General features: G+C 64.3%; 18 protein-coding genes and 1 riboswitch. Of the genes, 6 read left to right on the top strand and 12 right to left on the bottom strand.

The window, feature by feature from the left end; all coding sequences use genetic code 11:
* Positions 1-3: 3 nt before the first annotated feature.
* The 5 genes from glyA to ACQU6B_RS02475 all read right to left on the bottom strand — a co-directional run bounded on the left by glyA (position 4) and on the right by ACQU6B_RS02475 (position 6,916).
* Positions 4-1,296 carry a serine hydroxymethyltransferase gene (glyA, locus tag ACQU6B_RS02495; protein WP_430868466.1) on the bottom strand — a complete coding sequence of 431 codons (1,293 nt, stop codon included), beginning with the start codon at positions 1,294-1,296 and terminating at the stop codon, positions 4-6.
* A gap of 54 nt (positions 1,297-1,350) precedes the next feature.
* A riboswitch (ZMP/ZTP riboswitch) is annotated at positions 1,351-1,434 on the bottom strand.
* Between the two features lie 18 nt (positions 1,435-1,452).
* Positions 1,453-2,598, bottom strand: a complete 1,146-nt coding sequence (locus tag ACQU6B_RS02490; RefSeq protein WP_430869269.1) for an S-layer homology domain-containing protein — start codon at positions 2,596-2,598, stop codon at positions 1,453-1,455.
* A 108-nt stretch (positions 2,599-2,706) separates the two neighbouring features.
* Positions 2,707-4,110: an endo alpha-1,4 polygalactosaminidase gene (locus ACQU6B_RS02485; RefSeq protein WP_430868465.1), complete on the bottom strand. Its 1,404-nt coding sequence runs from the start codon at positions 4,108-4,110 to the stop codon at positions 2,707-2,709.
* A 387-nt stretch (positions 4,111-4,497) separates the two neighbouring features.
* A complete protein-coding gene (locus ACQU6B_RS02480) occupies positions 4,498-5,631 on the bottom strand; it encodes an S-layer homology domain-containing protein (RefSeq protein WP_430868464.1) in 1,134 nt (377 codons plus the stop codon).
* A gap of 244 nt (positions 5,632-5,875) precedes the next feature.
* Complete coding sequence (locus tag ACQU6B_RS02475; protein WP_430868463.1) at positions 5,876-6,916, bottom strand: S-layer homology domain-containing protein; 1,041 nt, start codon at positions 6,914-6,916, stop codon at positions 5,876-5,878.
* A 251-nt stretch (positions 6,917-7,167) separates the two neighbouring features.
* On the opposite strand from ACQU6B_RS02475, the gene ACQU6B_RS02470 reads away from it, so the two are divergent.
* On the top strand, positions 7,168-9,072 hold the full coding sequence (locus tag ACQU6B_RS02470) for a SpoIID/LytB domain-containing protein (RefSeq protein ID WP_430868462.1): 1,905 nt from the start codon (positions 7,168-7,170) through the stop codon (positions 9,070-9,072).
* A 4-nt stretch (positions 9,073-9,076) separates the two neighbouring features.
* On the opposite strand, the gene ACQU6B_RS02465 is transcribed toward ACQU6B_RS02470, so the two are convergent.
* Complete coding sequence (locus ACQU6B_RS02465; protein ID WP_430868461.1) at positions 9,077-9,607, bottom strand: GNAT family N-acetyltransferase; 531 nt, start codon at positions 9,605-9,607, stop codon at positions 9,077-9,079.
* 177 nt (positions 9,608-9,784) lie between these two features.
* Here ACQU6B_RS02465 and ACQU6B_RS02460 point away from each other — a divergent pair, with 177 nt between their 5' ends.
* Genes ACQU6B_RS02460 through purU form a run of 5 tightly spaced genes read left to right on the top strand, consistent with a single transcriptional unit; the run spans position 9,785 to position 13,994 of the window.
* A complete protein-coding gene (locus ACQU6B_RS02460; protein ID WP_430868460.1) occupies positions 9,785-10,993 on the top strand; it encodes a CDP-glycerol glycerophosphotransferase family protein in 1,209 nt (402 codons plus the stop codon).
* Positions 10,986-11,792, top strand: coding sequence for a CDP-alcohol phosphatidyltransferase family protein (locus ACQU6B_RS02455; RefSeq protein ID WP_430868459.1), 807 nt, complete (start codon positions 10,986-10,988; stop codon positions 11,790-11,792). Before ACQU6B_RS02460 ends, ACQU6B_RS02455 begins: the two co-directional genes overlap by 8 nt.
* Positions 11,789-12,652: a glycosyltransferase family 2 protein gene (locus tag ACQU6B_RS02450; RefSeq protein WP_430868458.1), complete on the top strand. Its 864-nt coding sequence runs from the start codon at positions 11,789-11,791 to the stop codon at positions 12,650-12,652. The genes ACQU6B_RS02455 and ACQU6B_RS02450 overlap by 4 nt, the downstream gene beginning before the upstream one ends.
* A gap of 52 nt (positions 12,653-12,704) precedes the next feature.
* A complete protein-coding gene (locus ACQU6B_RS02445) occupies positions 12,705-13,109 on the top strand; it encodes an adenylyltransferase/cytidyltransferase family protein (protein ID WP_430868457.1) in 405 nt (134 codons plus the stop codon).
* Positions 13,110-13,145: 36 nt separating this feature from the next.
* Complete coding sequence (gene purU / locus ACQU6B_RS02440; RefSeq protein WP_430868456.1) at positions 13,146-13,994, top strand: formyltetrahydrofolate deformylase; 849 nt, start codon at positions 13,146-13,148, stop codon at positions 13,992-13,994.
* A gap of 46 nt (positions 13,995-14,040) precedes the next feature.
* Here the strand turns inward: purU and ACQU6B_RS02435 are convergent, their stop codons facing one another.
* The 6 genes from ACQU6B_RS02435 to ACQU6B_RS02410 are packed head-to-tail and all read right to left on the bottom strand — an operon-like array spanning position 14,041 to position 19,852.
* Entirely contained in the window at positions 14,041-14,916 is an 876-nt protein-coding gene (locus ACQU6B_RS02435; protein ID WP_430868455.1) for an N-acetylglucosamine-6-phosphate deacetylase, read from the bottom strand.
* A gap of 9 nt (positions 14,917-14,925) precedes the next feature.
* Positions 14,926-15,708: a glucosamine-6-phosphate deaminase gene (locus ACQU6B_RS02430; protein WP_430868454.1), complete on the bottom strand. Its 783-nt coding sequence runs from the start codon at positions 15,706-15,708 to the stop codon at positions 14,926-14,928.
* On the bottom strand, positions 15,701-16,588 hold the full coding sequence (locus ACQU6B_RS02425) for an ROK family protein (protein ID WP_430868453.1): 888 nt from the start codon (positions 16,586-16,588) through the stop codon (positions 15,701-15,703). The genes ACQU6B_RS02430 and ACQU6B_RS02425 overlap by 8 nt, the downstream gene beginning before the upstream one ends.
* An 8-nt stretch (positions 16,589-16,596) precedes the next feature.
* A complete protein-coding gene (locus ACQU6B_RS02420) occupies positions 16,597-18,054 on the bottom strand; it encodes a glycoside hydrolase family 3 protein (RefSeq protein WP_430868452.1) in 1,458 nt (485 codons plus the stop codon).
* Positions 18,051-18,884 carry a carbohydrate ABC transporter permease gene (locus tag ACQU6B_RS02415; RefSeq protein WP_430868451.1) on the bottom strand — a complete coding sequence of 278 codons (834 nt, stop codon included), beginning with the start codon at positions 18,882-18,884 and terminating at the stop codon, positions 18,051-18,053. The genes ACQU6B_RS02420 and ACQU6B_RS02415 overlap by 4 nt, the downstream gene beginning before the upstream one ends.
* Positions 18,884-19,852, bottom strand: coding sequence for a carbohydrate ABC transporter permease (locus tag ACQU6B_RS02410; RefSeq protein WP_430868450.1), 969 nt, complete (start codon positions 19,850-19,852; stop codon positions 18,884-18,886). The genes ACQU6B_RS02415 and ACQU6B_RS02410 overlap by 1 nt, the downstream gene beginning before the upstream one ends.
* Positions 19,853-20,009 lie beyond the last annotated feature (157 nt).

Raw genomic sequence — 20,009 nt, 5'->3', positions numbered from 1 at the left:
TACTTACTGCTGGAGCCCGTCGTAGAGCGGGAACTCGGAGGTGAGCTTGGTCACCCGAGCGCGCAGCGCGTCGGTGTCAGCGCCGCCCTTGAGCGCGGTCGCAATCACGTCGGCGACCTCGGTGAATTCCTCGGCGCCAAAGCCACGGCTCGCGAGGGCTGCGGTGCCGATGCGCACACCGGAGGTCACCATCGGCGGGCGCGGGTCGAAAGGAACCGCGTTGCGGTTGACGGTGATGCCACAGACGTCGAGGAGGTCCTCCGCCTGCTGGCCGTCGAGCTGCGAGTTGCGCAGGTCCGCGAGGACCAGGTGGACGTCCGTTCCGCCGGAGACCACGTTGACGCCGCCCTCGATGGCGTCGGGTGCGACCAAGCGCTCGGCGATGATCTTGGCACCCTCGAGGACGCGCTGCTGGCGCTCCTTGAACTCCTCGCCGGCAGCGGCCTTGAACGCCACTGCCTTGGCCGCGATCACGTGCATGAGCGGTCCGCCCTGCTGTCCGGGGAAGACCGCGGAGTTGAGCTTCTTGGCGAGCTCGGTGTCGCGCGACACGATGAGACCCGAGCGGGGGCCGCCAAGGGTCTTGTGCACGGTGCTGGAGACCACGTCGGAGTGGGGAACGGGGCTGGGGTGCAGGCCGGCAGCGACCAGGCCAGCGAAGTGGGCCATGTCCGTCCAGAGCTTGGCGCCGACCTCGTCTGCGATGGCCCGGAAGGCCGCGAAGTCGAGGTGACGCGGGTAGGCGGACCAGCCGGCGATGATCACGTCGGGACGCTCGGCGAGCGCCTGCTCGCGGACCCGGTCCATGTCCACCAGGTGGGTGTCTTCCTCGACGCCGTATGCGGCGACCTCGTAGAGCTTGCCGGAGAAGTTGAGCTTCATGCCGTGCGTGAGGTGCCCACCGTGAGGCAGCGAGAGGCCCATGATCTTGTCGCCGGGGCTGATCAGCGCGGCGAGGACGGCCGCATTTGCAGTCGCGCCCGAGTGGGGCTGCACGTTGGCGTATTCGGCGCCGAAGAGCGCCTTGGCGCGATCGATCGCGAGAGTCTCCGCCTTGTCTACTTCTTCGCAGCCGCCGTAGTAGCGACGGCCGGGGTAGCCCTCGGCGTACTTGTTGGTCAGGACGGAACCCTGCGCCTGCAACACGGAGCGCGGCACAAAGTTCTCGGAGGCGATCATCTCGAGCGTGCCCTGCTGGCGCGCGAGTTCGCTGTCCAGGATGGCGGCGATGGCGGGGTCGTAGTCCTGCAGCGTGGAGTTCATCACGGCTGCGGTGGCGCTGGAATCGGTGCTCATTGGCGTTCCTTCTGGGTCTGGGCGGGCAGGCCGCCGGCTGATGGGTTCTCCGGTGACCATGGCCCAGGCGTACGACCATCAGTCTCTTCCAGTGCCGCTCCCTCGTGGTGACCCACTGCGCCAGTTGCGACGTCGGCCAGTCTAGCAAGGGGCTCGTTAGCTGCCTACCCGACGCCAGATGTCACAGCCCGCGACGCGAATCGCCTCGCCTGGCCCAAGACGAACGGAGGCAGGTTTGTCGTCGAGCGCACCCTCGTCGAGGACGTCCATTGGAAAGCCTCCAAGACCCGAGAAACTCGTCCATTCACAGCCGGGTTCAACGGTCGATGCGTACAAACCGGCCTTCATATGGAAACCAACGACGCTGATTCCGCCACCAAACGTTGTGGCCTTGGGCGATAACTTTTGCAAAGGCGCCCAAGCCCCGCAACCCTTGGTCCAAAAGCTGCCGTCAGTAGATTTGATCTCCACGACGTTGCGACCCGAATTGGTGAAATTCCAACCTATGACCTCGCCGTCGGGGGCCATCCTCTGCCATACGCAAACTCTAAGACCGTGCTGATAGGCCACATAGGTGCCGGCTTGAACCTTGGACCCCACCTTGTAGGTGCCGTCGGTGTTCATCAGCGTGTTGCCCCGGTAGAGGAACGCCGCGATCGCCTCACGGGACACTTCAATCTTTGGTCGGAACGTGCCGTTCGCGTAGCCCGTTGTAATACCAGATTTCGCCAACCACGTGACTTCCTTGAAGAACTTCGATCGGGTGGTCATGTCTTTGAACGGGGACCGGTTCGGAGCGCTGTGGGAGGGCTTACCTTCGAAACGGTACAGAAACGCGGCGATCGCCTCACGCGTAATCTTTTCCTTCGGACGGAAAGTGCCGTCGGGCCAGCCAGTCGTAATTCCCCTCTTGGAGAGCCACACGATTTCCGTGTAGAACTGGTCAGAATTCTTGACGTCGCTAAACGGGGCCCTTGAGGGCAAGGTCACGCTCGGCTTGCCTTCCAGGCGGTAAAGAAACGCGGCAAACGCCTCGCGGCTCACTGACTCAGTGGGGTGGAACTTGCCGTCGCTGTAGCCAGTGGTGATTTGCTGATCGGCGAGCCACATGATCTCGGAATAGAACTTCGCGTCCCAGGCCACGTCTCCAAAAGCGGGGGGAGGATCGACGACGAACGAGGGCTCAGGAACCGCGGACGAGGCTATGGTCGCGCCCCCGACAGCAGTTGCCATGGAAAGCACCAAGACGAACACTGCGGCAACGCCGGCGCGAACTCGCCGCTCCAATTTTGGTCCGGTCACGTTCGTCAAATCCCGTCGCTAAATGGATGATTCATCAGATGCTATTACAGGAACTGGAGAGAGAGTCTACGGACGCCGCTGGACACCAACGAGGTGTCAGTTGCGAGGTTACTTAGGGCAGGGCTCCCGCGCGGCATCAAGGTCGAGGTTTTTGCGCATCGAGCTGAAACCCAACTTGGTGGTCGTCGAGCAGAAGGACGACAGCGGGAGGTCATATTCGACGTGGAAAACAGGCTTCCCCGCCTGGATAAATGGCGTCAACATGGTGCACTCCCCATATTCCGCGCACTGCTCATTCACCGCGAAGTCGAAGAAGGGTTCCAGTTGGGCGACCTGGTCAAGATCGTTCTTGAGCCCCACGGCCAGTCCCCGATCGCGAGCGAGTTTCGCGATGGCACGGTTGTAAGTATCTTGGTCCTTCGCAGTCAACGCGAAGCCAGTTTGGTTTTGGTAGCCATCAACGTTGTCTGGCTCAACCGCGTCGAACCCTTTCTTTGCGCACATGTCCATACGCGCGGCCATGATCGGTAGCAGCACATTAAGTTGGCGAATATCAAGCCATCTTTCGTCTTGCCAACCGTCGAGCGTCTGACCACGAACCGCCGAAGGGAAACTTCCGCTATCCGGCGAGTACGACTCGTAGGAACCCGCCGAGATGTAACAGATCACATAGCGGCCCTTGGAATGAAGGTACTGAACCTGCGCTGCCGAGGTGTCATACGCATCAACGTCAAACACCTGCGCACTCACCCCTGTATCCAGCGAACCGGATAGCTGCCACTGCCACGAATCTCCGACCGCAGGAACCCACCGGTCGCCCGAATCTACGACGGGTTTCGATGATTCAAGACTCGCATGGCCTCGATACAAGAATGCCGCTGTGGCCTCGCGAGTCACGCTGGATTTGGGCCGGAAGGTGCCGTCCGAGTATCCGGTGGTCACACCTGACTTGGCCAGCCAAGTGACCTCCTTGTAAAACGACGAACGTGGAGTCATATCCCTAAATGGCGACTTCGTTGGCGGCGAGAAGGACGGTTTTCCCGCTTCTCGGTACAGAAATGCTGCAATGGCTTCACGGGTGATGTTGCCCTCGGGGCGGAAGGTGCCGTCGGAGTAGCCCGTCGTAATGCCCTGACTCGCTAGCCACACGATCTCCTTGTAGAACTGGTCCGACTTGTTCACGTCCTTGAAGGGAGATCGGGACGGGAGGGCCACGGCGGGTTTGCCGGCCAGTCGGTAGAGGAACGCGGCAAACGCCTCACGGCTTACCGACTCCTTGGGGTGGAAACTCCCATCCGAGTAGCCCGTGGTGATTTTTTGGCGGGCAAGCCAAATGATCTCGGTATGGAACTTCGCGTCGAACCCAACATCGCTGAATAGCGAAGATCGATAGACGACAGGAGGCACAGAGTTCGAAGCCGACGCCGAATTCGCGTAGCCAAACGTCATCAGGATTACCGTCGCGATAGCAACGACTGTGCGAAGAAGTCTGCCTGGATTCAATTCGCACATGCCGACCACTGTAACAAAACATCGAAACCGTTCCATCGGCCGGTCATTGAAGCTAGAGGGAAAAATCTGGCCACCGCTGCTACAACACTCGCGGCAATGCGGTGCCGTAAGCGTGCCCTAGTTGCGGCGCCCGTCTTGCCCCACGACGAGGGCATGTCGGCGATCCCGTAGAGGTACTCCGTGTTTAGCTTGAGCTCGACTGGTAGTTGGTGGTCGCCTCCCAGTGCATCGTCGCCGATTGAACGGACTACAAGGTTGACGCTGTTGCGTAGGCCCCGTAATGGGACATTCCCACGCCGTGGCCGTATCCGGCGCCTTTTGACGGAGAAGGTCCTTGGGACATTTAGTTGGGGCGCGCGACGACTGCGTCACGCGCGCCAGCCGCCGCTAACTCCCCACGCGCCGCCACGTGCCACAACCAACCGACGTGAACCCCTGACCTGCCGACAGCTTGACCTCCGCGGGCTTGCCGTCGAGCCATTCCGAGTCGATGTCCGATCCCACTTCGCCGCCGAACCCATCGAGCTGAATCCAAAGGCAATCGGAGCTTCCGGGCGCCGAATAGGTGCCGGACTTCATGTGATAGCCGACAAGATGTGAGCCATCACCGATCGAGGTCGAGGTGGGCGAGGTCTTGTGGATCTTCGTCCAACCGCTACAACCGTCGGTAAGGAAATACTTGTCACTGGCGCTGATTGTCACAATCATGCGCCCGGTACCCGGGACGTAGTAGGCGCCCAGGATTCCTTCGTCAGACGTGCCGCTGTCGCTGCGACGCTCCCAGTAGCAACCGTCGTCCTCGTCGATGATCGAGGTATAGGTGCCCGCCGGGATTGCGCTTCCGACCCGATACGTGCCGTCGCGGTCCAGGATCGTGTTGCCGCGATAGAGGAACGCCGCAACTGCCTCCCGCGAGACGTTGATCTTGGGTCGGAAAGTGCCGTCCGAGTACCCGGTGGTCATCCCCGACTTCGCGAGCCAGGTGACTTCCTTGAAGAATTGGGAGCGGGTGGTCATGTCCTTGAAAGGGGACCTGCTCGGGGTGCTGAATGAGGGACGGCCCTCAAACCGATAGAGGAACGCAGCAATGGCCTCCCGGGTGATCTTGTCGCCAGGGCGGAATGTCCCGTCAGACCAGCCCGTAGTGATGCCCTTTTTCGACAGCCACACAATCTCCTTGTAGAACTGGTCCGACTTGCTCACGTCCTTGAACGGGGAGCGGGAGGGCAGCGATACGCTGGGCTCGCCAGCCAGTCGGTACAAAAAGGCGGCAAAGGCCTCGCGGCTTACGGACTCGGTCCGGTGGAAGTCCCCGTCCTTATAGCCGGTGGTAATTTGCTGATCCGCAAGCCACATGATCTCGGAGTAGAACTTTGCGTCCATCGGCACGTCGCCGAAGTCCGCGGGGACATCCGCAGAAGCAGCGGTGGCACCACCAATCGCGGCACCCAATGCAAGCAGGAATATGGATACGGCGGAGATGGCCGCTCGAAGGCGCTTCTTGCTCGCAATACCGGTCATATTGTCCGTCTTTCCCGAGTTCAATTAAATGTCTTTCGAATACTAGTACGGAAGCGCCGATGATGCGGGGTGACAATAATGCGAATATGCACATACATCGCATTTCCGACAAGATAAATGCGCGAGGACCAACAAAGCACCCGGGACTCCCCTCTGAGAGGGGAATCCCGGGTGCTTTGATCCGAGGAACGCCTTCGGTTCCTATCGCGATAAGAACCCTGGGCGACCGGTTACAGCGCTGAGGCTAGAAGTCGACGATTGAGCGGGCGCGGTACAAGAACGCGGCCGTGGCCTCGCGGGATACGTCGGAGTAAGGCGCGAAAGTGCCGTTCGAGTACCCGGTCGTGACGCCGGACTTGGAGAGCCACTTGATCTCCTTGGCGAACTTGTCCGTCTTGTCGACGTCCTTGAAGGGGTCGGAGGTCAGTCGCGAGACCGACGGTGAACCGGATGCTCGGTAAAGGAACGCAGCGATCGCTTCGCGCGAGATCTCGTCTCCCGGGCGGAACGTCCCATCTGAGTAGCCGGTGGTGATGCGCTGGTCGGACAGCCAGCTGATCTCCTTGTAGAACTGGTCGTTGGTGGGGACGTCCTTAAACCCGCTCTTCTTGGGTGCGGAGTAGCTCGGCGATCCCGCGAGGCGGTACATGAACGCCGCGAAGGCCTCGCGAGTGACCGAGTACTTAGGCTTATAACTTCCGTCGGAGTAGCCAGTAGTGATGCTCTGATCGACGAGCCATTCAATCTCGTAAGCAAATTGGTGGTTGGGAGTGACATCGGAGAACGGCCCGCTGTACTTCCCGAAGTCCTGCACCACGTAGGCGCAGTCGGAGGAGCTGGAGTACGCGAAGCCGATTCCGACGTTCGTGAACGAGCTGTAGGTCATGTTCGCGTAATGACCCGAGGACGCGGTCAGGCCCTTCATGACGGCGGCCGCGTTGGCGGCAACCCCGCCGTATCCGCACGCGTAGCCGACGTTCTCGCCCCAAGAGGAAAGGCCGGTGCGCGGCATCGAGCTGCTGTAGTTGGGGTTGTGGGCGAGCACTCGCTTCGAGAGCATGCTCGCGGCCCAGGCCTGGGCGACGGAGTCGATGCCGGAGTCGCTCACCAGCGGCAACCGACCCTTGCTCGTGCGCAGGTCGTTGGTGGCTTTAAGGATCGCGGCCGAGCCCTGATCCGAGGAGCTCGAGGCGGAAGCGATACTCGGAGCGGCCAGCGTGGCAACGAATGCCGCGACCATCACTAGTGCGCCCACGCGCATGGAACGTCGCGTAGCAAATGACACGGTGACCCCTAATCTGTGCACGCCCCAGGCGCGCACGTCGAAAAAACTAATCTCTAGTCGCCAAGTGTGGAAGCCGCGAACAAGGCGAGTCAACGCAATGTGACGGATGCCTCACACCTCTGCCCTGAGCTCCGCCACGAACAACTTCCGCTGTTTATCTCGTCACACACTCTTCAGGTCTTTAGTCACATGTGGCACACTGGCCACTCTGGGCACATCGTGCGACAAACTACCCGAAAGCGATAGGTGCTATGCGTCACCCCGAACGAGCCTCCTTGCGACGCTCCCTCATCGCGGCAGTACTCGGCCTTGTCTTCGTAGCAACGGCGGCTACGACCTCGACGGCCGCGAGTAGCTCGTTCAGCGATGTCCCCAAGAGCCACCAGTTCTACACACAGATCACCTGGCTCGCAGACGAGGGCTTTACCACCGGCTACGCGGACGGCACCTTTCGGCCCAAAGACTCGGTGACGCGCGAGGCGTTCGCGGCGTTCCTGTACCGCATGGCAGGCAACCCCTCGGTGTCCCTTCCCAGTAAGTCGCCCTTCAAGGACGTGGCCAAGTCGGAACAGTTCTACAAGCAGATTGTCTGGGCGTACCAAACCGGGGTCTCCACGGGCTACTCCGACGGCACGTACCGCCCTGAGGACAAGATCTCGCGCGAGGCGATTGCCGCCTTCCTCTACCGCTCGGAGGGACGCCCGTCGGTGACGGTGCCCGGCTACTCGCCGTTCTCGGATGTGAGCACCAGTGCGCAGTTTTTCAAGGAGATGATCTGGCTTTACACGGCCGGCATCACCACCGGCTATGCGGATGGAACCTTTCAGCCAAAGGGCAACACGTCACGTGAGGCGACCGCGGCGTTCTTGTACCGGGTGGATGGCCACCCGCTCAACAATCCTTCCCTCGAAATCCCTTCGAGCTTCACCGTCTCGGGCTCAGGCTGGGGGCACGGCGTCGGCATGTCGCAGTACGGCGCGTACGGGATGGCGCTCGCCGGCTCCAGCGAGACCGACATCCTCACGCACTACTACGCCGGCACGACGGTGAAGACCGTCGCTGCCGACTCCGACATCAAGGTCGAGCTCTTCGGCTCCGGCTCGGACAGCCGGGACGCGGTAGACGTCATCGTGCGGTCCCTCGGCGACGATGCCACGGACGACGGCCAATGGCAGATGCGATTCTACAACAACGGGTCGTCCTCACCCCACACCACCTGGACGGGCAAGAACAACGAAACCCTCAAGGTCACTCGCAGCGGCAACAGCGTGAAGGTCACTCGGGACGGCAACGTATCGGCCACCGCCACGGACGATGTATCGCTACGGTGGGAAAGCACCTCCAGTTATCAGTCCTCCTCCGCTGAGGATGTCTACGTCGACCTCTACAAGGCGGGCACGAGCAGCCGTGCCACCCACGGCAAGTACCGTCACGGCGAGATGACCATCAGCGTGCCCAGCACCTCCTACCCGCGCCTCATCGTCTCCAACACCCTCGACCTCAACACCGAGTACCTCTACGGCATCGCCGAGATGCCGTCGTCGTGGAGCGCCGAGGCCCTGCAGGCGCAGGCGATCGCCGCGCGCGGCTACGCGCTGAACGCGATCAAGAGCTACGGCAGCACGTGCGACTGCAACCTCTACGACGACGCGCGCAGTCAGAACTTCAGCGGCTGGACCAAGGAGAGCGAGGGCACCGACGCTTACTACGGCAAGCGTTGGGTGGCAGCCGTCGACGCGACCAACAGCTCCGCGGGAGCCAACGGCAAGGTGCTCATGTACGGCAGTTCGATCGCCAAGACCTACTACTTCTCCTCCTCAGGCGGCCAGACCGAGCGGTCGGAGGACGTCTGGGTGTCTCAGCCCGGCTACCTCACGTCGGTGGCGGACTCGTGGTCGCTGAATTCGCGCAATCCGAACGACTCCTGGACCTACATACTGACGCAGGCCAAGGCCAAGAGCATCTTCGGCCTCAGCGATGTGGTGTCGATCAAGGTCACGTCGCGCACGGCGGGCGGCTCGGATGCCGCGGCCAAGGTGGTCACGGCCACGTCCTCGAGCGGCAAGACCGCGACGATCAGCGGCCCCGACACGATCCGCAACAAGATCGTCGCCGGCAAGTCGCCGTGGCTGTGGTCCTTCAGCCCCAAGTACTGATCGGCTAGTTGTCGCCGCGAACGGCGGCGTCGTCGAACTCGTCGACGACCATGCCCGACTCGAGCACCTTGCGTAGGTACGCGTAGGTGAGGTCGCCAGCGACCTGGTCGAATTGGTGCTCGTAGCCGGCCTTGTTGTACAGCGCGATGTTGTGCTTGGAGTTCTGGCCGGTAAACACCCAAACCTCGGCAGTGTTCTCGGGCAGGTAGCCGAGCACGGCGAACAGCAGTTGAGTGCCGATGCCCTTGCCCTGCTGGTCTGGCGCGACAGCGAGCCGTCCGATGGTCGCCTTCTGGTCCTCGAGCCCCACGCGGATGGACCCGACCATGCGGTGGCCGTCCCACGCGCTGAGCGTGACGACGTCCTCCTCGGCGAGGTCGATCAGCAGCTCCTCGAGCGACTGGGTAAGCGCGGGGATGTTCGGGTCGTTAAAGATCTGCGCCTCCGTCACGAAGGCGGCGCGCCGCAATGTCAGGAGTTCCCCTGCATCGGCAGCACCTACGACGTCGATTCGAAGCTGACTATTCTCGCTCATGCACCCATCGTGGCATGCGTTGCGGCGCGTGGCTCCCACCACACGGGATTCGATGCAGATTTGTAAGCGTCGGGACAGCCTCGGATTCGGTGCCACGCGTGCGCAACGGGTTAGGGTTAACGCCAGGTAACACTCGCGCGCGCCACCCACTTCTCCTAAGGACGCTTCACCACGACGATGCTGAAAACACTTCGCAAGCAAGCTGGTCGCGCCCTGCGTCGGCTCGGCCTCCTCCCGGGCGGCGTGCCCGATGGCCTGGGCGAGGACGCCCAGCTGGACGAGTTCCTCATCGAGTCACGCGCCGTGGTGTTCTTCCCCGACACCCCGGAGAACCTGTACCAAATTCGCCAGTGGTACGACGCCTTGCAGGCCCTCGACGCCGCAATGGGCGTCACCATCGTCACGCAGGACAGCCGCACCGCGCGCGCGATCCGCGGCGAGGTGGAACTTCCCGTGCTCATCGTGGGCCTCAACCGCACGTACTCCGCGCTAATTCGCCGGTCCAAGGTCCAGCTCGCGCTGTACGTGGGTCAGTCGAACAACAACGCGGTGGGACAGCGGTCCGCGGAGATCGCCCACGTGTTCCTGTCGCATGGCGACAGCGACAAGGCGGTCGCGGCCTCGAACCTCGTCAAGGGCTTCGATTTCGCGTTCGTCGCCGGCCAGGCGGCCGTCGACCGTTACGCGGCATCCGTGAAGTTTTTCGACGTCGACCAGCGCCTCCGGGTCATCGGTCGTCCCCAGCTCCCGGAGCGCGGCGAACGCACCGACGCCACCACCGTCCTCTACGCCCCCACTTGGGAGGGATCGCAGGACATCAACGCCTACTCGTCGGTCGCCTCGCACGGGCTGGAAATAGTGAAGTCGCTGGGTTCAGATCCCGACCTCAGCATCGTCTACCGGCCCCACCCGCGCACGGGTGTCTCGAACGCCAGTTTTGGGGTGGCCGATGCCGCGATCCGTGAGTTCGTCGGCTCGCTCGGCGATCGTGGTCGCGTTGACACCAGCGCCGATGCCGCCCCCGCTCTTCGCGGCGCGGACGTCATGATCTCCGACATTTCCGCGATCGCCGTGGACTGGCTGTCGCAGTCGCGACCGCTGCTCATCACCACGCCCTCCAATCCCGATGCCCAGCCGACCGGCCCCTCGAAGCTTGCCCAGGCATGCCCGCGGATCAGCGCGACAGCCGCACCGGATACCGCCCGCCTGGTCCGAGCCGCCATCGCAGACGAGTCCCACGCCAGCACGATCGGCGACCTGGCCGACTACTACCTCGGCGGGCTCTCCGGAGCCGCCTCCACCGCCCGGTTTGTCGAGACCTGCGTCGAAATCGGCCGCCTGCGCGACGACCAATGGGCCACATCGAAGGGAGCCGACGATGAGTGACGCGCCGCGACCAGAGCACCCGTCCATCGACCAGATTCGCGAGGTCTGCCAGCCCGACTCCATTCGCAACCGCACCAATGCGGAACACTGGACCGCGGACCTCTTCACCCGCAGCATCTCCCCCTACCTGACGCGCGCCTTTGTCCGCGCGGGGATCTCCGCGAACGGCGTCACGGTTGTCATGATTCTCTGCGGTTGGGCCGCCGCCGCCGCGTTCTTCATCCCCGGCATCGCCGGCCCAATCATTGCGGCGTTCCTCGCGGTGCTCCAGATGCTGCTGGACTCGTCCGACGGAGAGGTGGCGCGCTGGAACCGCAAGATGGGTCCGCGCGGGATCTTCCTCGACCGCATCGCGCACACCACGACCGAGTCGCTCATCCCCATCGCGATCGGCCTACGGCTCACGCTCGAGTCTGACGACGGGAACTGGGCCTGGGCGTTCGTGGGCGCCGTTCTCGGAGCACTCGTGCTGGTCAACAAGTCACTCAAGGAATCCTCGCGGATGGCGCTGGTCGAGTCGGGCCTCAGCCTGCCCAAGAAGACCGATGCGCGTCCCGCGTTGCGGGCCGGATGGATCGCGACGGCACGTCGCGCCGCGAACTTTGTGCCGATCCACCGCGCCTACCACTCGGTCGAGCAGACGCTGGTGGTGCTGGCCTTCGCCATAGTCGGGCTGATCGCGGGCTTCAACGGTGTCGCCGTGGCACTCATCGTGCTCGCCATCGCCGCGCCTATCGTGATCGCCGGGCACCTGCTCGCGATCCTGTCGTCGTCGCTGCTGAGGAACCCCGAACAGTGAGCGTCACGTGGTCCGCCGTGCTGCTGTCGCAGGGCGATCGACCCGTAGAGTTGAGGGCCGCTGTCGACAGCCTGCTCGCGCAACAGGATGTCTCCCTCGAGGTCATCGTGGTGGGCAACGGCTGGGATCCGGTGGGGCTACCCGATGGCGTCCGGACGGTCTACCTGAAGAAGAATCTGGGTATCCCTAAAGGGAGAAACAAGGGCGTCCGCGAGACCAAGGGCAAGTACCTCTACTTCCTCGACGACGATGCGATGCTGCCCGAGGCCGACACCGTCGCCCGGGTCGAGCGGATGTTCGTCGAGAAGGCCCACCTCGGCATGGTGCAGACCCGGATCAGCTCCCCGGGTGGAGTCACCGCCAAGCGGTGGGTTCCACGCATGCGCGACAAGGACCCGCTGCGGTCCTCCGAGGTCTTCTCCGTGCTCGAGGGCTCCGTCGCCGTTCGCAAGCGCGCGCTCTCTAACGCGAGCGGGTGGGCCTCCCGCTTCTTCTACGCCCACGAGGGCATCGAGCTGGCGTGGCGCGTGTGGGACGCGGGCTACACCGTGGAGTACCGCGCGGACCTGGTCGCGCATCACCCGCTAGTAGACCCGGCCCGCCACGACGACCAACTGTGGCTCAACGCCCGCAACCGAGTGTGGCTCGCCAAGCGCAACCTGCCGTGCCCCGTCGCGGTCGCCTACGTCGTCAACTGGACGGCTGTCTCCGTGCTCCGCAACATCCGCCACCCCGCGTCGACTGGTGCGTGGCTCAAGGGCGCCGGCAACGGGATCCGTACCGACGGCGGCAAGCGCCGGCCCATGAGTTGGCGCACCGTGTGGGCCATGACCAAGCGCGGGCGCCCGCCCATCATCTAGCGCCACTGGTACTTTGCAACTAGCGAAGGCCCGGGCAACACAAGGAGCAATCATGACCACGCGAGTCATTACATTTGGCACATTCGACGTCTTCCACATCGGACACGTCAACATCCTGACGCGAGCACACGACCTGGGCGACCACCTCACGGTGGGCGTGTCCCTGGACGCTATGAACTTTGCCAAGAAGGGCCGCTACCCCATCTACCGCCAGGAACACCGGCTCGAGATTGTCGCCAGCATGGCCTGCGTCGACGAGGTCTTCTTCGAGGAGTCGCTCGACCTCAAGCGTCAGTACCTGATCGATCACAAGGCGGACGTGCTGGTCATGGGCAATGACTGGGAGGGCCGCTTCGACGAGTTCAAGGACATCTGTGAGGTCAAATACCTGCCACGCACAGCGGACGTCTCCACGACTGACATCATTCAGGCCATCCGCAGCCGCGTCGAGGACTGACAAAGTCCGGGCCTGCCGCGCCGGTAGAATTCCCGTATGAGTGCCACCGCCTTCGTCCTGAGCCTGTCCTGTCCCGACCGTCCCGGCATCGTCCACGCGGTCACTGGCCTCCTGGCCGAACACGGGGGCAACATCTCGGAGTCGCAGCAGTTCGGCGACGCCGATACCGGCCTGTTCTTCATGCGGGTCGAGGTGGTGTGTTCGGCCGCCATGCAGGACCTCGAGTCGGCAGTGGCTGAGTTAGCGGCCGAGTTTGGCATGACGTGGAAGCTCGACACCGCCGGCCGCAAGATGCGTACCGTCGTGATGGTGTCGAAGTCCGAGCACTGCGCCAACGACCTGCTCTTCCGCGAGCGCGCGGGAACCCTGCCCGTCGACATCGTCGCGATCGTCGGCAACCACCCCACGCTGCGCGACCTCGCGACCTTCTACGGCAAGCCGTTTCACCACGTTCCCGTCACCCCGGACACCAAGCCCGACGCGGAACGCCAGGTGCTCGCGCTGGTGGACGAGCTCGATGCCGAACTCGTGGTGCTCGCCCGCTACATGCAGATATTGTCCCCGCCGATGGCCCAGGCCCTGCGCGGCCGCGCCATCAACATCCACCACTCGTTCCTGCCGTCATTCAAGGGTGCGCGCCCCTACCACCAGGCGCACGACCGCGGCGTGAAGCTCATCGGCGCCACGGCTCACTACGTCACGGCGGACCTCGACGAGGGGCCCATCATCGAGCAGGCCGTGGACCGCGTGGACCACAGCTCCACTCCCGAGACCCTCACGGCAATCGGCGCGGACGTCGAGCGCCGCGCGCTCGCCCGCGCGGTGCGCTGGCATGCCGAGCACCGCATCCTGCTCGACGGTCACCGGACCATCGTCTTCAAGTAGCAGACCGGATAAGCAGCGCCGCGGGTCTGCCTCGGCACTGGCGGCGTTAGAGCCCGAGTACCCGGGCGGGCGTCACCGTCGCCGCAGCGACGGCCTCCGCGCGCGGCACTCCCGCCGCGACGCACACCTCGATCGCGCGATCCATCGTCAGGGTGGAGCCGGCCAGAGTCTTGGTGCCCGCGACGTAGGCGTGGCCGTCGTCCGTGACGTCGACGTTGAGCGTGCCGAGCGGGTAGCGACCGGGCGCAGACGCCGCGGCCGCCATCGCGTCCGTGACCAGCACGATCCGCCCCGGTGCCGCGCGAAAGAGCGTGGCAATGAGGCTCGGGTCCACATGAATGCCGTCCGCGATCACCTCGATGAACACCCTCTCATCCGCGAGCGCCGCACCTACAGGGCCAATCTCGCGGCCCACAATCCCGCGCATTGCGTTGAATCCGTGGGTGATAAGCGATGCGCCCCGTTCGAACGCCTCACGAGTGGTCGCGGCATCGGCCTCGCAGTGGCCGACTGCGACGACCACGCCCGCCGCCACGAACTGCTCGATCGCCTCCATCGCGTGGTCGAGCTCTGGGGCTATGGTTACCTGCCGGACGATCCCGTCACCGGCCTCGATCAGCGCGGCCACCGCATCGTGAGTAGGCAGCTTCAGGGCGGCGAGATCGTGTGCGCCCTTGCGCACGGGAGCGATGAAGGGGCCCTCGAGGTGGACACCCAGGATGGAGGTGTCCGACTCCATCGCCTGACGGATGACGCCCATCCCCGCGACCGTGCGTTCCGGAGCCTCCGAGACCAGCGAGGCCACTACTCTGCCGGTGCCGTGCGCCCGATGCGCTGCGAGAGCGACCAGCGTTCCGTCTACCGTGTCGCCGAACGCGTGGCCGCCACCGCCGTGGCAGTGGATATCGAGATACTCGCTCATGCGCTGTCCCTAGAGTTGCTGCCAGTCAGGCGAATTGGCCTGCGCCCAACGATAGTAGTCATCGTGCTTAAGCCTGCTGGCCGCCGCCTCGTCCACCACGACGGTGACATGCGCGTGCAACTGAATCGCGGAGCCCGGCATCGACGCCGTCACCGGGCCCTCGACTGCCGCGGCCAGGGCCTCCGCCTTGCCCTCGCCAAAGGCGAGCAGCACCAGGTGGCGGGCGCGCAGGATGGTCCCCAGACCCTGCGTCACGCAGTGAATGGGTACCTCCTCGAGGCTGTCGAAGAAGCGCGTGTTGTCCACGCGGGTCTGCTCGGTCAGCGTCTTGACTCGCGTCAGGGACGCGAAGCTGGAGCCCGGCTCGTTGAAGCCCAGGTGCCCGGTGGTGCCGATCCCGAGCAGTTGCAGATCGACTCCCCCGTGCCCGGTCAGGGCGCTCTCATAGCGCTCCCCCGCGGTCTGGATACCCTCGAGCGAGCCGTCGGGCACGTGCACGCGCGCCGGGTCGAGGCCCAGCGAGCGAGTGACCTCACGATCGATCACCGAGTGGTAGCTCTCGTGATGTTCGAGGGGTATCCCCACGTACTCGTCCAGGGCGAAGGCGGACATCCTCGAGAAGTCGACGCCAGCGGCGGACCGCTCTCGCAGCGCGGCGTACACCGGCAGGGGGGTAGAGCCGGTGGCCACGCCGAGCGTGTAGTCCGGCTTCACCAGAATCTGCGAGACGATGTGGTCCGCGACGAGCGCGCCACCCGCCTGGGGGGACTCAACGATTCGAACCTCAGCCACGGCCGGCTCCCATCATCGCTGCGCCGATTGCGGCAACGGGCTCGTCTGAGTCGAGCACCGCCACGCGGTCGCTGAGACCCAGCGAGGCCAAGAACGCACTCCGCTCTTGCCATTCGTCGAGCACAGCGCGGGTCCCGGCGATGAGTGGTTCGCCCCACTTAGTCAGCCCGCCACCCAGCACCACCTCGTCGACGTCCAGGGTCAGGACGAGCACCCGGACGGCCGACGCCACACCAAAGAAAAGTCGATCGCGGATGACCTCGGCTGCAGGGTCGCCCTTGGTCGCCGCTCGTAGGACCTCCTCCGCCGTAGCGGTGCCGCCCCACTGCCGGACGATTCCGCTACCGGAGGCGTAAGTCTCGATCGCCCCGGGCATGCCCTCGGCGTCGAGCGGGCCGGTGGGGTCCACGGTGATGTGGCCGATCTCTCCCGCCGCGCCGCGGCGTCCGCGCCATAGCTTTCCGTCCAGCACGATGCCGGCTGCTAGTCCGGTTCCCAGGTTCAGGAAGGCCATCGAGCGACTCCCCTCGCCTGTCAGCATCCAGGCGCCCATCGCCGCGGCGTTGACGTCGTTGTCGACCACAGGCTTGACGCCCCAGGCGGCACCCAGCGTCGCCGCGACGTCGAGCCGCTCTACGCCTAGGTTGTACGCGTGCGTGACGACTCCGTCGACCACGGCACCGGGCAGGCCAACACCGATGGAGTCGACATCCTCGATCTGGATCCCGGCCGCGGAGCACACCCGGGCGACGGCGGCCACAATAGCGGCCACCACCTCGTCGTTGCCCTGACCTGAAGGCACCCGATGGCGCTGAAGCACCACCCCGGAACCATCGGTCAGCACCACGTCGGTCTTGGTGCCTCCAACATCTACTCCCACATGCACGTCTACAGTCCGATCAGGTCGAGGAGCGCATCGCCTACCAGGCGGGACGCTCCGAAGGTTGCGATGTCTGCGTACGCGAGCGACTCGTCGGGCCAGCCCATGTCGATCACCAAGACGTCTCCGCGTTCACGCAGCGCGTCAATAGCAGCGCGCGCCCAGGGGTGGCGGTGGTTATCCTTGCCGACCACCACGGGAAGCGAATGCGCCGGCAGTAGCGCGGCGAAAGCGGTGGAGTCCTCGGGTCCGACGACCGCCGAAGCCGTGACCCGCGAGGTCGCGAACGGCCCCCAGGGAGCCGGTCCGACCGCGATGTTCGCCGCCGGCTGCAACTGCACCCAGGCCAAAGACTGGAGGCGGGTACGCGATGCGTCGGCGATCAACTCTCGAGCGGAGTCGCTCACGGCAAATGCCTCGCGGACCACGGCGGATGTCATCCCCGGGACCACTCCCAACTCCAACGTCATCGGAGCGGACAGGTCGGCACGCCTTGCGGCCAGTACCGCGCCCAGCGACTCGACGCGGTGAACCGCGTCCGCTAGCCGGTCGCGACCGAGGTCGCCGGCGACGACCGCCGCGTCAATGGCCTGGGCTATCTGGCCCATCTGCTCGTCAGTGTTCTTGGTGCCAATGCACAGTAGGTCGCAGCCTCCGGCCAACGCCAGGGCCGCGGCGCGGGCAATGCCAACCTCGCCGCTCGCGCCCTTCATGTCTAGTGCGTCGGACACGATCACGCCGTCAAAGCCGAGCTCGCCGCGCAGGAGGTCCTGCAGAATCGGCTTGGAGAACGTGGCCGGAACCTCCGCGTCTAGCGACGGGACCATGATGTGCGAGGACATGATGGTCTCGACCCCGGCCTCGATCGCGGCCACGAAGGGAGGCAGCTCCCTGGCCCGCACGGTCGCGGAATCCGCGTCGATGCTCGGCAGGTCCACGTGGGAATCCTGCGCGGTGTCTCCGTGCCCCGGGAAGTGCTTCGCGTTGGCCGCGACTCCCGTGGACTGAACGCCCCTGGTCCACGCCGCACCGTGCCGCCCCACCTCGAGCGGGTCGGTCCCAAAACTGCGCACGCCAATGACGGGGTTGTCGGGGTTGGAATTCACGTCGACGTCGGGAGCCAGGGTCAGCGAGATGCCCACCCGGCGCAGTTCCCACCCCACCTGCTCGCCCACTCGGAACGTGGCATCGGTGTCCGCCAACCTGCCCAGGACCGCGTTGCCGGGAAACGGCGAACCCGCATGCTGGTACAGGCGGGAGACGTCGCCGCCCTCCTCGTCGATCGACACGATCGCGTTCGGGTTCGCCTCGTAGATGGAGTCGGTGAGCGCGCGCAACTGCTCGGGGTCGACGACGTTTTCCCCAAAGAGGCACACGCCTCCCATCCCCTCGCGCAGCCTGCGAGCGACCCATTCGGGGAGCTCGGTGCCCACGAAGCCCGGCATGAGGGTGCTGAGCGCGCTCATCCCTTGACCGCCCCGCTGACCAGGCCAGAGGTCATGCGCCCCTGAACAATCATGAAGAAGACGATGACGGGTACCGCGACCAGCGTCGAGGCCGCCATGACCTCACCCCAGTCGGTGGCTCGCGTCGCCGACGACTGGACGAAGCTCTGCAGCCACAGGGGCAGCGTCTGTGCGTCCTCCGCGGGCAGGAGCACCAGCGCCACGGTGAACTCGTTCCAAGCCTGCAGGAACGCGTAGACGCCCGCCGCCACTAGGCCCGGCGCTAGTAGCGGGAAGGTGATCCGCATGAAGGCCTGGAAGCGACTCAAGCCGTCGACCATCGCGGCCTCTTCGAGGTCCGCGGGAACTCCGGCGACAAACCCACGCAGCATCCAGATCGTGAACGGAACGACCGCCGCCACGTAGATGACCGAGACGCCCAGCACGCTGTTGAGAAGGCCGAGTGAACTCATCATCTTGTACTGTGCGAGGAACAGCGCCTCAGCAGGGAGCATCTGAATGAGTAGGACCGCGAGGATGAAGCTCTTGCGTCCACGGAACTTGAACCGCGAGATGGCCAGCGCCGCGAGGAACGCGAACAAGATGCAGAAGAACACCACGATGAGCGTGATCGCGACCGACATCCCCAGCGCGGAATAGAACGTCCCGTCGCTAATCGCCGAGGAGAAGTTGCGCCACGAGCCGCCGAACGGGAGGAAGGTGGGGGTGAATCGTTCCAGGGTGCGCGTCGGCAGGAAGGCCGAGTTCAGCATCCAGTAGACCGGGAAGATCCACACGAGCGAGATGACAATGGCGAGTACTGATAGCCCAACACGGGACTTGCGCTTCATCAGTCCTCCTCCTTCATAATCTTGTGGACGTACCACCATGAGATGGAAATGGTCAGCAGGAGCACGATCACCGATGCTGCGGCCGCCGCGGCAAAGTCTTGCGACGCGGTGCCGATCTTGTAGATATAGGTGCCGAGCAGGTCGTAGTCAGAGCCGCTGGCCCCGGCGTCCTGCAAGATCTTGATTTGCGCGAAGACCCGTAGGTCCCAGATCACCTGCAGCAGCATCACGATCGAGATGACCGGCTTGATGATCGGCAGGATGATCAGGCGCAGCCGCTGGGAGTTGGACGCGCCGTCTAGTGCCGCCGCCTCGAGGACTTCCTCGGAAACCTGGGTAAGGCCCGCGAAGATGGAGAAGGCAACGAAGGGCACCGACATCCAGGTCACGATGATGCCAGCCATGAGGAAGAAGGTCCACGGGCTGGCGAACCAGTCGAACCGGTACATGTCGACGCCGGGGATCTTGTCCAGCAGGTAGTTCACGACGCCGCGACGGGTGTCGAACAACCAGGTCCAGACCGTCATTGCCGCGACTATGGGCATTGCCCACGCGAGCAGCATCGAGATCTGCAGGATCAGGCGCACGGCCTTGTTGACCGCGTTCATCAGTAGCGCGAAACCGAGCCCGAGGGCGAGGGTCGCGGAGGCGACGACGAAGCAGAAAGCCAGTGACCTGACTACTACCGCCCAAAACTGGGGGTCGGTGAGGAGGTCGGCGTAGTTCTGAAAGCCGATGAACTCGGCGGCTTGCCCGAACTGCTGGGCGAGCCCGTAGGACTGGGTGGACGTGACGAGTTGCCACGCTGTCGGGTAGCCGGTGCCGACGAGGAGGATGCCGATAGCTGCGGCGATCAGCCAGTACGGGACAAGGCGGGCGCGGCGCTTGGCTCGGCGCGAGCGCTCCGCGGCCAACAGCGATTCCTCGGACTGAGTCGCGCGCTTGGGGGAAGTCACGGGTGCGGTCATGGCGTTCTCCTCCTCTCTTTGGGAGTCGATTGATACAGGGTGAGGTGGGGGTGCTTCGAAAGCTTGTGGTGGGGTCGGGCTGCCGCTGGAGGGACGCGGCAACCCGACCCGAGCGCGAGGCTAGCTCGCGAGGTTGGCGAGCCACTGGTGGCCCGCT

The organism is Demequina aurantiaca, assembly GCF_050598105.1.
GTDB lineage: Bacteria > Actinomycetota > Actinomycetes > Actinomycetales > Demequinaceae > Demequina > Demequina aurantiaca_A.
Note: the sequence above shows the minus strand (reverse complement) of the source record. Positions and strands in the feature narration are given on the sequence as shown.

Excerpts from the sequence above, each read along its gene's own strand:
- ACQU6B_RS02410 (WP_430868450.1), bottom strand. The coding sequence starts at position 19,852 with ATGACCGCACCCGTGACTTCCCCCAAGCGCGCGACTCAGTCCGAGGAA.
- ACQU6B_RS02435 (WP_430868455.1), bottom strand. The coding sequence starts at position 14,916 with ATGAGCGAGTATCTCGATATCCACTGCCACGGCGGTGGCGGCCACGCG.
- ACQU6B_RS02415 (WP_430868451.1), bottom strand. The coding sequence starts at position 18,884 with ATGAAGCGCAAGTCCCGTGTTGGGCTATCAGTACTCGCCATTGTCATC.
- ACQU6B_RS02480 (WP_430868464.1), bottom strand. The coding sequence starts at position 5,631 with ATGACCGGTATTGCGAGCAAGAAGCGCCTTCGAGCGGCCATCTCCGCC.
- ACQU6B_RS02445 (WP_430868457.1), top strand. The coding sequence starts at position 12,705 with ATGACCACGCGAGTCATTACATTTGGCACATTCGACGTCTTCCACATC.
- purU (WP_430868456.1), top strand. The coding sequence starts at position 13,146 with ATGAGTGCCACCGCCTTCGTCCTGAGCCTGTCCTGTCCCGACCGTCCC.
- ACQU6B_RS02470 (WP_430868462.1), top strand. The coding sequence starts at position 7,168 with ATGCGTCACCCCGAACGAGCCTCCTTGCGACGCTCCCTCATCGCGGCA.
- ACQU6B_RS02460 (WP_430868460.1), top strand. The coding sequence starts at position 9,785 with ATGCTGAAAACACTTCGCAAGCAAGCTGGTCGCGCCCTGCGTCGGCTC.
- glyA (WP_430868466.1), bottom strand. The coding sequence starts at position 1,296 with ATGAGCACCGATTCCAGCGCCACCGCAGCCGTGATGAACTCCACGCTG.
- ACQU6B_RS02465 (WP_430868461.1), bottom strand. The coding sequence starts at position 9,607 with ATGAGCGAGAATAGTCAGCTTCGAATCGACGTCGTAGGTGCTGCCGAT.
- ACQU6B_RS02485 (WP_430868465.1), bottom strand. The coding sequence starts at position 4,110 with ATGTGCGAATTGAATCCAGGCAGACTTCTTCGCACAGTCGTTGCTATC.
- ACQU6B_RS02420 (WP_430868452.1), bottom strand. The coding sequence starts at position 18,054 with ATGAGCGCGCTCAGCACCCTCATGCCGGGCTTCGTGGGCACCGAGCTC.
- ACQU6B_RS02455 (WP_430868459.1), top strand. The coding sequence starts at position 10,986 with ATGAGTGACGCGCCGCGACCAGAGCACCCGTCCATCGACCAGATTCGC.